This is a genomic window from Arthrobacter sp. SAFR-044 (assembly GCF_059414985.1).
Map to the genome: position 1 here is coordinate 1 of NZ_JBPFDN010000009.1, position 12,568 is coordinate 12,568.

The following is a 12,568-nucleotide window of genomic DNA, read 5'->3' on the forward strand; positions in this document are numbered from 1 at the left end:
TCGGCAAGATGCAACCGCCGAATAAGCGCCCAATCCTCCACTGTGATCACCCACCCAATCGTTTGGAACAGGTGGCTACGTTTTCAACCGTCACAATGGCTCAGTTTTCGACCGTCACCGACACTACGGATCTACTTCGCTGAACGATCCAGCCCTTGGCAACGCGGAGCTAACGAGAACTTCAACGGCCTAGTGGAGTGGTCCCCGGAAGTTGGACACCCAATTTAGGATCCTTCTTCCAGGAGTAGTCAGATGTACTTGAGAAGCACGTTGTGTCACTCCGATGCAGTGTCGGCTATCGAGTTGTTCGAGCAAGGGCTGACTGCGAAGTCCGTCGCGCTGACTCTTGATTTAGCACCTAACCCTGTCCAAATGTTGTATCAACGATGGCAGGTAAGGGGATCGGGTGCGCTGATGACAAGAGACCGTAGGCAGTACGACATCGAAACCAAGCTCTTGATCGTTCGACGTCATCTTCAGGGCGTGTCCGGACGCGTCCTGGCGAAGGAGTACGACCTTCCCTCTCCCGGCACCGTCACGAACTGGACGAGAATTTACCGGCGCGAGGGTGAAGACGGCTTACGCCCGAAGAGACGGGGCCGGCCACCGGTCAGTCGCGAGAATCCAGTTCCCGAGAGCGAGGTCGAGCAACTCCGAAGGGAGAACGAGCGGTTGCGTGCGGAGGTGGCGTACCTGGGAAAATTGCGGGCCTTGAGGGCACAGGAACGACGCTGAAAGTTCAAGCGATCAATGACCTCAAGGCCCACCACCGGTTGCAGCTGCTGTTGCATCTGGCAAAGATTCCCCGGTCCACTTTCTACGACCACCGCAACCGGCTCACCCGGCCGGATCGGCAGGCGGAACTCAAAGAAGCCATTCGTGAGGTCTTCACGCAGGCGCGAAGCGCTTACGGGCATCGACGTGTCCTAGCCATGCTCCTACGACAGGGATGGACAGTGTCGAAGAAGACCGTGCTGAAGCTCATGCGCGGGCTCGGATTGCAAAGCCCGGTCCGTCGCCGGCGCAGATACAACTCCTTCCGCGGCGAGGTCGGTAAGACGGCTGAGAACGTGTTGAACCGCAAGTTCGAGGCCGCCGTCAAACACACCAAGTGGGCCACCGACGTCGCACTCCTCTCTGCGCGATCGTATCTGGGCGGAACTCGCGGCATTCGGCCCGTTTGCAGTCCACACGGACACAAAAGGACTCGATCCCGGCGGCATATCCACGCCCGTGCCTCGAGCAACGGGCGGTGAAACGGTCATCGCACGCTTTGCCATCGCTTCAGGACCGGGCACCGGCGCCGACGCACCCGAATGCTTGGCTACGTTCAAGCCTGATCGCCCCGACCCCCACCACGCCGCATTTCTCCTCACAGTCCTTACGAACGAGTTGACCGAGTTTGCCAGGACACGGCAGCTCTCAGGGCTTGCACAGACCATCAGATGGATCGGTTTGGTGAAAGGCACCCCTCACAGCCTGAACGTCGACGGAGTCCCGGTCCTTGGTGGGCGTTACTAGCGGACGGTGCAAGCGGGATTGCCTGTGAGCATCACGACCGAATAATGATGTGGCTCGGGACGGAGCACGCAGTAATACCCCGCTCGATCTCCACAAAAATCATGACCAGCACAGGGTGGCAGGAAGACAACTACTGACTGCCAACCTGTCTCACAGCCCTAGCGTTTCGAGGCAGCCGGGCAGCAGGCGAGAGCTGGCCTGACTGCCTCTTACACCCGCTCGGAGGGCATCTGAAGGTGACATGGAGGGTCCCCGAAGCACCGTCATTCATCACCGCAAATCAACCCAAGTCGCAGACACCTTGTGCTTCAAGAACCACTTTCCAGGCACCGTGATCGAAAGGTTTGCGGCCCAACCCGACATCGGACTCAGTCCTCATGTCAATGACGCTCGACCAGTGAGCCATTGTGAGGGCTTGGAAACTGAGCCACCCGTTCCGAACGATTGGGTGGGTGATCACAGCGGAAGATTGGGCGCTTGTCGGGCCATTGCATCTGACCGCGGGTGAGTCGATGAGATCGATAGCTTTGAGGTTGGAGATCTCCAGGAACACGGTCGCGAAAGCAGTGAGCGCTGACAGTCCCCCGCCTTACGTGCGGGCGCCGCAGGACTACGGAATCAAGGCTGTGGAACCCGCCATCGCTGACACCTCACGGCCCTCCAATAAAGCAGACGTAAGTGTGGACACTGTCCACCCCCCTCTTTGGCAGGACAAACCTCGGGGCCGCGACTCTCGCGGGCACGCCTAAGACCGCCTCCCAAGGGCGCCCATAAGCGAGAACGCGAAAACATGCGGAGTCCGGAGCAGTCCGGTCCGGCTACTCCCCAGTAATGGGCAAGAAGCGTTGACATTGTCAACACCCCTTATTTCACCAGTATCGAACCCGCTCGAGGCCTGCACCGACCTCATGACTTCGGAAGAAGGTCCATCCGTAACGGCGCATACCAATTGTGCGCGTACCTGTTGCCCCGCTGAAGGCAAAGTGGGCCATCGGTGAAGCTGAGGAATGGCTGCCCACAGCGGGTCGAAGCTTAGTGCCCAAGCGCCAAAGGGAAATTCCTCCAAACGTTGAAGCAGCAGACCTGAGCGGCTGACTACAACCGGACATAGAGCTTGGGCGAAACAGCCTGAAGGGCCCGCAGGCAGGTTAGCCCAGCGGCGGCCGCTTGGCTGCCGCCGTGAAATCCTCGCAGCTTACAGACTCCAGCTCGTTCCTGTCGTTGTTCAGCACCAGCAACCTGCTGCCAGCCATGTCCCTTACTTCCTGCGGAACGTTCGCGGGAGGGATGGTTCCTACGCTGTAGATGCTCTTCGGGTCCTCCAGGTTTCCTGACACTGTTTGCTGGTTCTGGACAACGATCCGATACTGCGAGACCGTCCCCATATGGTCGTACTTGTAGTTAATGCCAAGAGCGGGACACTTGCTGTCATACACCTCCACCCGTGTAAACGCGTCCGCCAGAGCGGTATCAGGAATCCCATAGATGGTAAGGTCGGCTCTCCACAGCGCGTCGTCACCTACGCCTGCAAGTCCGGGTTGTCTGCAGCCCTCCACCACATATGTCGAGGGGTTCCGGTTCTCTCCCTTCCGGACCGGTATCCCCTTCGCATCAGGATACTGTCTATGGCACTCGGCGACCGGGTCCTTGGGAACCTGCGCGGCCGTAACGCCCCAAACTGAGAGGGCCCCTCCCACCAGGATCGGGACAACTACCTCCGGCCGCTTCCAGAAGTTTGACCAGGTAACTTTGTGGCTGCTGTCATTCTCGGCCGGCACGTTTTGCTGGACGTCCATAGCCGGGAGTATCCGCTGAGCCTTCCGGGCGGTCAACGACACGCACCCTATGCCGGAGAGATTGGGTACCCCTAATTTTTTCCACGGCGAATCGGGCAGAATGGGCGCATGTGCGCCACATGCGTGATGTCCAAGGTCGCCGAAGACCTTCTGAGCGATTTGAGGCCAAGGAGTTGCACCCCGCCCCGCCTAACTGGAACGAGGCGCCGACTCAGGCGGTGCCGTGGGAGCGGCTGGATGACACCATCGAGCGGCACCTGCTGGTCGCCCCGCAGAGAAAAGCGGGCTTTGGACGGAATTGTTGAAGCCATAAAAGACCCCGCACTTTGAACGGCGCTCCGATTTGTCGCCACGCCTTTGGTTGACGCCTCTACTATCTAAAGGTGTTTACGGAACGCTCGAAAGCCCCCCGCCCCGGGATGCGCAGCGGGACTTCCAGGCCCTGGAGGGCGTCCAGAGTTCAGTCCACATTGAGTTCTTCACGGTTAAAGGTTGCTCATCGACGCTTCGCGCGATACCAGCACGTCGAAAATGTCAAGCTTTGTCAACACTAAAAACTGAAAAAGCCTCTGACCTGCGGAAACACTGTGCCCGAGGTGGGACTCGAACCGTCTTCCAGCCGTTGCAAACACTGAGAACCCGCGAAAACATACGGAATCCGAAGCAGTTCTCCGGCGGTACGAGGCACTCCGCTACGAAAAGTGCGGACATTGTCCACACCCCTCCGCTGGGGCCCAATTTCTCGAACTCGGCTGGGCGTCTTCTGGGCGAACTCATGCCCGCCGATCACCACCGCCCCGTAGCTTCGAAAACGGTAGCCGACCAACGATTCAACTCGGACGGCAGTGTAGTCATTCTGGACGGCGCGATGATAGCTGGGCGGGTCCTCAGTGCAACCAGGGCGCTTTCGCGCCGGCCCCGGGAACGGGAAACTTCCCCGCGACGTGACTGCTCCTTCAGCCGGACAAAGTTTCCGAACTCTGACGCGGGTCCCCCAAGTTGCACTCCCGCCCCTCCACCAGCTACTGCTCCCCTACCAGAACGACGAACTACCTCAACGACCAGAGCGATATCAGGATTGCAAGGCCGGAACGCCAAACACGGCCGTTCACGGTGTCACGCCATGAGACCAGGTCTCAGTGGCTAATTGACGGAACCACAATTATCGGCTCTTGAAAATATGCGGGAACGGGCGTAGGCACGGCTGGTTCAGCTCCGGACAATCGGCGGTAGGTCGGCCGTGACCTTGCGGGCTCGTAGGGTGCCGCGCGTGGCGGCGAGCCAGCATCCGGCCATCATCAGCGGGAAACCGATCAGCAGGCCGACCGTCAGCGGCTCGCCAAGAATGAGAGTGCCCAGCACGATGGCAACGACGGGGTTGACATACGTGAACAGCGGCGCCCGCACCGGGCCCACCCGCGCGATCAGCGCAAAGAAGGTGATAAACGCCAGCGCCGTGCACAGGACGGCCAGTGCGATGAGCGCTAGCGTGCCCTCGAGGGTCGGCACCTGGTGCTGCGTCAGGAACGCGATCGGCGTGTAGAAGATCCCTACCGCGAGGAGCGCGAGGGTGATGGAGCCGAGCGGGGGCACGTCGCGCAGCTTGGTCGCGATCACGAACGGCGCGATCGCGTACATCAGCGCGACCAGCAGGACTTCGCCGACGGCGATGAGACCATTCCCCCCTTCGACTGCGAGGCCCGGCCCGGCGACCATCACGAACACGCCGACGAAGCCGACGAAGAGTCCGATGCTGCGCCCCGGGCTGAGGGCCGACCGGTCACCGCCGCCGAACGCGATGATCGCCGCAAACAGCGGGACCGTCGCGACGAGCAGGCCCGTGAGCCCCGACGGCAGTGTTTGCTCGGCATGACCGAGGAGCAGGAAGGGCCCGGCCATCTCGATGGCGCCGAACAGCAGCACCCAGCCGATCTTCGCGAACGCGGGTCGCAGTGCCTTCTGCCGGATGGCGAACGGCAAGAGGAGCACGGCGCCGAGCAGAGTGCGGCCTGCCACCACCGCAGCTGGAGAGTACGACTCGACGGCGACGCTGATGAAGAGATAGGGGGTGCCCCACAGCACTGCCATCGCGGCGAATAGCAGCCACGCGCGCGTGTCGTAGCGCTGCGAGGAGTTCATATGGCGACCCCCTCGGCTTCGCCACACACATACTCGCGCAGGATGGCAGCCCAACGCTGTCGATGCAGCAGGAATGGCGCCATGACGAGAGCCGCTATGACTACACGTGCGGCAGCGATCCAGAGAGGTTCGACGTCCCTCGGTGCAATCTCGATGAAGAGATAAGGCACTCCCCAGAGGAGTGAAACCAGGGCAAACAGACACCACGCGCTTGCTTTCACGCTACACGTGGCCGGTCGCCAAGAGAGATTGTTCCAACATGGCATCCAGTGTAGGAAGAATGCAAAGGTCGTGGGAAGGCAACTCGTAAAGTTCGAGAGTAAAACAGTATCCATTTGGAAAGCTGACAGCCTAAAATTTAATCCATGGTGGCTCTGGATGGTGTTGATTGGGAATTGTTGCGGCTGCTGCAGGAAGATGCCCGTCTCGGATACCGAGAGCTCGGGCGGCACGTAGGTTTGACTGCCCCTGCAGTTGCTAGCCGAGTGCGACGTCTTGAGCGGCACGGGGTGATAACTGGCTACAGTGCCCGTGTCGATCCCCTTGCTGCTGGATACGCGGTTGAAGCTTTCATTCACATTGAAAGTACCGGCAAGCTGCAATCCTACGGAATTGCAACCCAAGCTATAGCCGACCCGTATGTACTTGAGGATCATCGGGTGGCGGGCCAGGACGATCACATCTTGCGTGTGGTCGCGGAGACCATCCGCGACTTGGAACCTTTCATCGACTCGCTCCACGATAAGGGCAGCTCTGCGACATCTTTTATCTTCTCGTCGCCCAAGCGCTGGGCTCCGGTTGTTCAGCCGGGGGCCAGGAAGCCAGGGAGCCAGGACAACAGGCCCAGCGACGGACCTCCAGGAGTCGGAACGCCGAAGTAGGTTGCCGCCGCCCACAACCCCGGGACAATTCTCCGCAGGTTATCCACCGCTACTGCTGCTAGGGAGCTACCCAAACGGCTCCCGATTTCCAGCCGTGGATAACCCGAATTGACCCCAGCCATGGACCGCTCTATGTGACAGTAGGTCCGGGTAGCAGGGGCACGTATCCAGGCTTGGGCAGGATGACGGAAGGCTGGATATCAGCTCTTTGAAAAGCCCCGGAGAGGAACTGAAAGGCCCTCTGTTACCTCCGGATGAGAGCTCCGTCAGCCAGCAGCGGAGCAGAAGACAATGCCTATCAGATTGAGGGTATTGGCCGCCGCAGGAGCATGGGAGCACTCCAGACCAGCATAATCGAGGGCCTCTGCCACGAGTAGAGCGCTCATCAAGTAGTCAGTCGCACAGTTCTTCCCCAACGAGCCTTGACACTCAACCGCAGCCGTTGCAGTGGATCTGGCAGCAACACCGCGTGGCTAGTAGGAGCGGGGCAGGCCCAGGACCTTGGTGGCCACGAAGCTCTTGATCAGGTTGTTGTTGACCGGGGCCACCTGGAACATGCGGGTCTCGCGGAACTTGCGTTCGACGTCGTACTCGTCCACAAAGCCGTAGCCGCCGTGGGTGTCAAGGCAGGCGTTGGCGGCGGCCCAGCTGGCTTCGGAGGCGAGGTGTTTGGCCATGTTGGCCTCTGCGCCGCAGGGTTCGCCAGCGTCAAAGAGCCGGGCGGCCTCGTAGCGCATCATGTCGGCGGCGCGGACCTTCATGTAGGCATCGGTGATGGGGAACTGCACGCCCTGGTTGCTGCCGATCTTACGACCGAACACCTCGCGGCTGTTGGCGTACTCTACTCCCCGCGTCGTGAACCAGTAGCCGTCGCCGATCGCTTCGGAGGCCAGCAGGATGCGCTCGGCGTTCCAGCCGTCGATGACATAGCGGAAGCCCTTGCCCACCTCACCGATGACGGCAGATGCCGGGACGCGCATGCCGTGGTAGTGGATCTGGTTGGTGGCGTAGTTGAACATGGTGCGGACTTTGACCACCTCGAGCGATTCCGGCTGTTCGGCCCGGACCTGGCGCAGGTCCACCAGGAACAGGGTCAGGCCGTGGGTCTTGTCGGTGCCCTTGCCTTCGGGCTTTTCGGAGGTGCGGGCCAGGACAAAGAGGAGGTCGGATTCCTCGATGCGGCTGGTCCAGCTCTTGTGGCCGGTGATGATGAAGTCATCGCCGTCGCGTACTGCGGCTGTTTCGATGCTGGTGGTATCCGAGCCAGCCTTGTCCTCGGTGATGGAGAAGGCCTGCAGCCGCAGCGAGCCGGTAGCGATCTGGGGCAGATACTCGCTCTTCTGAGCCGCGTTGCCGTGCCTGAGCAGGGCACCCATGGTGTACATCTGCGCGTGGCATGCCGCTGAATGGCCGCCGGACTTGTTGATTTCCTCCATGATGACGGACGCCTCGGTCAGGCCAAGGCCCAGGCCGCCGTACTCGGTAGGGATCAGAGCCGAGAGCAGGCCGGCCTCGGTGAGCGTGTCCACAAACTCCTGCGGGTAACGGCGGTTGCGGTCCGTTTCGCGCCAGTACTCGTCCGGGAAGCCTGCGCACAGGAGGCGGGTCTGCTCGCGCAGCTGGTCCAGTCCGGCGGTGAGGGTATGCATCGGTTCTCCTTTGAATGGCTGACGGCGACCTTCTGTCACTGCTGGGACATGACGATACGCCAATATATTGGGAATTGGCAAGACTTGCCTTGCGTGCCCGTGGGGGATATAAAACCTTGACATTGCAGGCAACAAGCCGCGAAACTGGTCACGGATCACAATATATTGGCTCAAGGAGATCAACGATGACCAACGAAGCAACACAGGCTGCAACTACCGAAGGCCGCGTAGTAGAGGGCTGGACGGGGCGCCTGTTTGAAGACTTCTCCCCCGGGGACATCTACTACCATCCGTTCGGTAAGACCGTGACGGAGGCGGACAACCAGTCCTTCACGCTCATGACGCAGAACGTGGCCAAGACCCACGTGGACCGCAATTTCGCCAAGGCCACCGAATTCGGGCTGCCGCTGGTCAACTCCACCTTCACGCTCGCGCTGGTCACCGGCCAGTCCACCATCGACCTCTCCATGAACGTCTTCGCGAACATGGGCTGGGACGAGGTCCGCATGCCGAACCCCGTCTATGAAGGCGACACCATCTACTCCCGGTCCAAGGTCCTCTCCACCCGGGAATCCAAGTCCCGGCCCAACCTCGGCCTGGTTACCGTGGCCACCGAGGGTTTCAACCAGGACAGCAAGATCGTGATTAGCTACCGTCGGACGTTCATGGTGTATCGGCACGGTTACCTTCCGGGCGTCGAATCCGCCCGCCCGGATGAGTCCACGTTGCCCTCGATCGGGGACTTCCAGTGACGGCGCCGGCAGGAAGCCTCACCATTTCCGGCGCCGAAACCGTCGCCTCGGCAGTCACCGCATTGTTCGTTCCCGGTGACCGCCCCGAACGGTTCGCCAAGGCAGCCGCCGCGGGCGCCGGCGTCGTAATCATCGATCTGGAGGACGCGGTCGCGCCCGGCGCCAAGTCCGCTGCGTTGACTGCGGCGGTGGAGGCGGTGGCACCGTCGGACGGGGGTGCAGGAGTGCGTGCGCTAGTGCGGGTGAACCCGCAGGGTTCCGACCATTACGACGCCGACATCACCTTGCTGCTTTCGGCTTCCCGCATGCCGGGCTCGGGTCTGCTCGGCATCGTGGTGCCAAAGGCGGAAGACCCCGCCGCCCTGCGCCAGCTGCGCTCGGACATGCCAAACCACCTTGCCCTGGTCCCGCTGGTCGAATCCGCCCTCGGCGTGGTGAACGCCGTTGAACTGGCACGCGTGCCGGGCGTGACGCGGCTGGCATTCGGCGCCATCGACTTCGCCCTGGACATCGACGCCGACGGCGGAGACCGCTTTCTTGACCATGCCCGCGCCCAGCTGGTCCTCGCCTCGCGGGCCGCCGGCATCGCGGCGCCACTGGATTCACCTTCCACAGACATCAAGGACACCATCCGTGTGACGGCGTCAGCCCGGCTGGCCCGGAACTTCGGTTTCGGCGGCAAGCTCTGCATCCACCCAACCCAGCTGGCTCCCGTTCATGGGGCATTCGCACCCACGGAAGCAGACGTGGAGTGGGCACTGTCCGTCATTGGCGCCGAAGGCGGCGCGGCCCAAGTGGATGGCCAGATGATTGACCGTCCGGTCACCGAGCGGGCCAAACGCATCCTGCAGCGTGCAGGGAAGGAGCAGTAAATGGGCACCCTCCCCTTGGCAGGCATCACCGTCATCTCCCTGGAACAGGCCGTCGCCGCCCCGTTCGCCACCCGCCAACTCGCCGACCTCGGTGCCCGGGTGATCAAGGTGGAACGGGACACCGGTGACTTCGCCCGCGGCTACGACACCAAGGTCCACGGCATGGCCAGCTACTTTGTCTGGCTGAACCGGTCCAAAGAAAGCATCGTCCTAGACCTGAAGTCCGACGAAGGCATGGCGGTGCTCCGCAAGCTCGTGTCCACCGCTGACGTGCTGGTCCAAAACCTCGCCCCAGGTGCCATCGAACGCCTGGGACTGGGCCCGGACGAGGCTCTGGCCCTGAACCCGCGCCTGATCCACACTTCCATCTCCGGTTACGGCCGCGGCGGTTCCTATGAACAGAAAAAGGCCTACGACCTGCTGGTCCAGTGCGAGACCGGCCTGCTCAGCGTCACCGGCACCCCGGACTCCCCCGCCAAGGTGGGCGTGTCCATCGCCGACGTCTCGGCGGGCATGTACGCCTACTCCGGCATCCTGACCTCACTGCTGCAGCGGGCCACCACAGGCCGCGGCGACGTCCTGGAGATCTCCATGCTCGAAGCGCTGGGCGAATGGATGGCCCAGCCCTACTTCTACGCGGAATACGGCGGGGCCCCACCCGTCCGCAGCGGTGCGCAGCATGCCAGCATTGCCCCCTACGGACCGTTCGGCGCTGCCGACGGCACCGTGTTCTTCGGCATCCAGAACGAGCGCGAATGGGCCAAGTTTTGCACTGATGTACTGCAGCAGCCGCAACTTGCGCAGGACGCACGCTTCGCCGGCAACGCGCTGCGTGTGGACAACCGTCCGGCGCTGCACGAAGCCATAAACGCAGTCCTCGGGACGCTGCCGGTGGCCGAGGTCCTGTCCCGGCTGGACGCCGCGGGCGTTGCCAACGCCCAATTGCGGGACATGCACGAGTTCTCCGCGCACCCGCAGCTGGCAGAACGCAACCGCTGGCGCGATGTTGGCTCCCCAGTGGGCCCGCTGCGCAGCCTGCTCCCGCCGGTTACGTCCCGGGAAACCGACGTCAGGATGGATCCGGTGCCGGAGATCGGCGAACACACGGACAAGATCCTGGCCGAACTGGGGCTCTGAGCACAGGGCTGGCTACGCCCCGGAACCACCATCTGAGTTTCCCGGGTTACGCATTAGCCACGGCAGACCGGTAACCCCGGGCCTGCCGTGGCTGATGCCGTATGTTAGGTGGGGAAATTGATCAGAAAGAGTCCGCAGACCATGACCAGCCGCAGCCCCCGCAGCAGCGCACGCCCGCAACTGAGCGAGAAGGCAACGGCCCATATCCGGGGCCTCATCATGTCCGGTGAACTGCGGCCCGGAACGTTGGTCCGCCCCGAGACGATCGGTGAGCAACTGGGCATTTCCACCACGCCGGCACGCGAGGCGCTCCAGGCCCTCAGGGTTGAAGGCTTCCTGGAACTTGTGCCGCGGCACGGGTTCGTCGTGGCGTCACTGACCGGGCAGGACATCCGCGACCTCTTCCAGGTCCAGGCCCTTATCGGCGGGGAACTGGCCGCCCGGGCCGCCGCCAACGCCACCGAACAGGATGTCGCCGAACTCGAAGCACTGCACCACGAACTCAGCGCGGCCGCCGCCCGGAACAACCACGAACTCCTGGAAGAGAAGAACCACGCCTTCCACCGCGAGATCAACCTGATGGCCGATTCCCGAAAAACCGTCTGGGTCCTGGGGTTGGTTACCCGCTACGTTCCCCGGCAGTTCTACTCAACCATCCCCGGCTGGCCCCAAGCCACGATGGACGACCACGCCGAACTGCTCCAAAGCATCAAAGCAAAAGACCCGGAGGCGGCACGGGCCGCGATGCACCAGCACATCGTCCACTCGGGTGAGCTGCTGGCCGCCCACTTCGACGACCGCATCGCCGCAGCCCAGCGTGAGGTCCAGCCTCTTTCCTAGGCACGGTTCAGCTGGCGGGTGACGTTCTCTTCTCCCAGACGTCCGCCCCCGGACTACTGGACCCGGCGGGCGGACGGCCACTTTCCGGCACTAATCAGGCTAAGAACCGTTTCTTCCAGGACGTCAGCGACCACCCGGACGGCACTCGTGGACCTCGATCCCGTGGGCCTGGCGAGGACGATCCTCCGGGGGATCCCCGGGTTGACGATGGGGGCTGCGTTGAGGGTGCCGCCCGCCGCTTCGGCCGCCACCATGATGCCCGGCAGGACCGTCCATCCGAGCCCGCCCTGCACCAGCTGTCTCTGAACCACTGCATCATTGGTTTCCACTGCTATGTCCAGCGCCAGCCCGATTCGCGCCGCGGAGCTTTCCACGAGCGAGCGGATGCCATGCGGCGGGCTCGGCATCACAAGGGACCGCTGCAACAGGTCGCGAAGGTCCTCACCCTCAGCCGCGAGAAGGCCTTCCATTGGGGGTGCCACTGCCCATAGGTCCTCATCCAAGAGCGTTCTAACGTCAAGTGCGGCCGCCGGCGGCTGGTTGTAGGTGAGGGCAACGTCCACGTCCCCGGCCTCAAGCCAGCGGCTGAGGTGGCCGCCATACCCGGTCACTATCCGCAGCCGGACCCCTGGATGCCGCTCCGTAACGGCGGAAACCACGGGAACAGCGAGTAATGCAGCGGTGCTGGCCAGAAGGCCCACGGTCACGATTCCGTAGAGGCCCGCACCGGAGGAGCGCGCCTCCTCCCGGGCGCGGTCCAGCTCGCTAAGTGCCCGCCGTGCACGTTCGATGACCTGGACGCCGATGTCCGTTGCCCTCATCCCTGCGCGGCTCCGATCGAAGAGTACTGCCCCGAGTTCGGCCTCCAAGTTGTGAATTTGGCGGGTGACCGCGGGCTGCACCACATGCAGCAGCTCAGCGGCCCGTGTCACGCTTCCCGTGTCTGCCACCGCCAGCAGTGCCTGAAGCTGCCTCATTTCC

General features: G+C 62.5%; 12 protein-coding genes. 7 read left to right on the forward strand and 5 right to left on the reverse strand.

Features of this window, described 5'->3' with window-relative positions:
* Positions 1 to 414 precede the first annotated feature (414 nt).
* Together ACR65J_RS14370 and ACR65J_RS14375 are read left to right on the forward strand one after the other, a co-directional pair.
* Positions 415 to 735, forward strand: a complete 321-nt coding sequence (locus ACR65J_RS14370) for a helix-turn-helix domain-containing protein (RefSeq protein ID WP_440170607.1) — start codon at positions 415 to 417, stop codon at positions 733 to 735.
* A 50-nt stretch (positions 736 to 785) separates the two neighbouring features.
* Positions 786 to 1,256 carry an IS3 family transposase gene (locus ACR65J_RS14375; protein ID WP_440170609.1) on the forward strand — a complete coding sequence of 157 codons (471 nt, stop codon included), beginning with the start codon at positions 786 to 788 and terminating at the stop codon, positions 1,254 to 1,256.
* Positions 1,257 to 2,669: 1,413 nt separating this feature from the next.
* Here the strand turns inward: ACR65J_RS14375 and ACR65J_RS14380 are convergent.
* The 3 genes from ACR65J_RS14380 to ACR65J_RS14390 form a co-directional block, all read right to left on the reverse strand.
* On the reverse strand, positions 2,670 to 3,317 hold the full coding sequence (locus ACR65J_RS14380) for a hypothetical protein (protein ID WP_440170150.1): 648 nt from the start codon (positions 3,315 to 3,317) through the stop codon (positions 2,670 to 2,672).
* Between the two features lie 1,209 nt (positions 3,318 to 4,526).
* Entirely contained in the window at positions 4,527 to 5,456 is a 930-nt protein-coding gene (locus ACR65J_RS14385; RefSeq protein WP_440170153.1) for a DMT family transporter, read from the reverse strand.
* Positions 5,453 to 5,791, reverse strand: a complete 339-nt coding sequence (locus tag ACR65J_RS14390; RefSeq protein ID WP_440170155.1) for an EamA family transporter — start codon at positions 5,789 to 5,791, stop codon at positions 5,453 to 5,455. The genes ACR65J_RS14385 and ACR65J_RS14390 overlap by 4 nt, the downstream gene beginning before the upstream one ends.
* A gap of 30 nt (positions 5,792 to 5,821) precedes the next feature.
* On the opposite strand from ACR65J_RS14390, the gene ACR65J_RS14395 reads away from it, so the two are divergent.
* Positions 5,822 to 6,337 carry an Lrp/AsnC family transcriptional regulator gene (locus ACR65J_RS14395; protein WP_440170158.1) on the forward strand — a complete coding sequence of 172 codons (516 nt, stop codon included), beginning with the start codon at positions 5,822 to 5,824 and terminating at the stop codon, positions 6,335 to 6,337.
* A 473-nt stretch (positions 6,338 to 6,810) separates the two neighbouring features.
* Here the strand turns inward: ACR65J_RS14395 and ACR65J_RS14400 are convergent, their stop codons facing one another.
* Positions 6,811 to 7,986, reverse strand: coding sequence for an acyl-CoA dehydrogenase family protein (locus tag ACR65J_RS14400; protein WP_440170160.1), 1,176 nt, complete (start codon positions 7,984 to 7,986; stop codon positions 6,811 to 6,813).
* Between the two features lie 185 nt (positions 7,987 to 8,171).
* Between ACR65J_RS14400 and ACR65J_RS14405 the strand changes: the two genes are divergently transcribed.
* The 4 genes from ACR65J_RS14405 to ACR65J_RS14420 all read left to right on the forward strand — a co-directional run bounded on the left by ACR65J_RS14405 (position 8,172) and on the right by ACR65J_RS14420 (position 11,587).
* On the forward strand, positions 8,172 to 8,738 hold the full coding sequence (locus tag ACR65J_RS14405; protein WP_440170163.1) for a MaoC family dehydratase: 567 nt from the start codon (positions 8,172 to 8,174) through the stop codon (positions 8,736 to 8,738).
* On the forward strand, positions 8,735 to 9,610 hold the full coding sequence (locus ACR65J_RS14410) for an HpcH/HpaI aldolase/citrate lyase family protein (protein ID WP_440170165.1): 876 nt from the start codon (positions 8,735 to 8,737) through the stop codon (positions 9,608 to 9,610). Before ACR65J_RS14405 ends, ACR65J_RS14410 begins: the two co-directional genes overlap by 4 nt.
* Entirely contained in the window at positions 9,611 to 10,747 is a 1,137-nt protein-coding gene (locus ACR65J_RS14415; RefSeq protein WP_440170167.1) for a CaiB/BaiF CoA transferase family protein, read from the forward strand.
* 141 nt (positions 10,748 to 10,888) lie between these two features.
* Positions 10,889 to 11,587 (forward strand): GntR family transcriptional regulator, encoded by a 699-nt coding sequence (locus ACR65J_RS14420; RefSeq protein WP_440170169.1) that lies wholly within the window; start codon positions 10,889 to 10,891, stop codon positions 11,585 to 11,587.
* Positions 11,588 to 11,640: 53 nt separating this feature from the next.
* Here the strand turns inward: ACR65J_RS14420 and ACR65J_RS14425 are convergent, their stop codons facing one another.
* Positions 11,641 to 12,564 carry a LysR family transcriptional regulator gene (locus ACR65J_RS14425; protein ID WP_440170171.1) on the reverse strand — a complete coding sequence of 308 codons (924 nt, stop codon included), beginning with the start codon at positions 12,562 to 12,564 and terminating at the stop codon, positions 11,641 to 11,643.
* Between the last annotated feature and the right edge of the window lie 4 nt (positions 12,565 to 12,568).

Bases quoted from the DNA above. Each gene is read 5' to 3' on its own strand.
- ACR65J_RS14425 (WP_440170171.1), bottom strand. From the start codon at position 12,564: ATGAGGCAGCTTCAGGCACTGCTGGCGGTGGCAGACACGGGAAGCGTG.
- ACR65J_RS14395 (WP_440170158.1), top strand. From the start codon at position 5,822: ATGGTGGCTCTGGATGGTGTTGATTGGGAATTGTTGCGGCTGCTGCAG.
- ACR65J_RS14370 (WP_440170607.1), top strand. From the start codon at position 415: ATGACAAGAGACCGTAGGCAGTACGACATCGAAACCAAGCTCTTGATC.
- ACR65J_RS14385 (WP_440170153.1), bottom strand. From the start codon at position 5,456: ATGAACTCCTCGCAGCGCTACGACACGCGCGCGTGGCTGCTATTCGCC.
- ACR65J_RS14380 (WP_440170150.1), bottom strand. From the start codon at position 3,317: ATGGACGTCCAGCAAAACGTGCCGGCCGAGAATGACAGCAGCCACAAA.
- ACR65J_RS14420 (WP_440170169.1), top strand. From the start codon at position 10,889: ATGACCAGCCGCAGCCCCCGCAGCAGCGCACGCCCGCAACTGAGCGAG.
- ACR65J_RS14400 (WP_440170160.1), bottom strand. From the start codon at position 7,986: ATGCATACCCTCACCGCCGGACTGGACCAGCTGCGCGAGCAGACCCGC.
- ACR65J_RS14405 (WP_440170163.1), top strand. From the start codon at position 8,172: ATGACCAACGAAGCAACACAGGCTGCAACTACCGAAGGCCGCGTAGTA.
- ACR65J_RS14390 (WP_440170155.1), bottom strand. From the start codon at position 5,791: ATGGATACTGTTTTACTCTCGAACTTTACGAGTTGCCTTCCCACGACC.
- ACR65J_RS14415 (WP_440170167.1), top strand. From the start codon at position 9,611: ATGGGCACCCTCCCCTTGGCAGGCATCACCGTCATCTCCCTGGAACAG.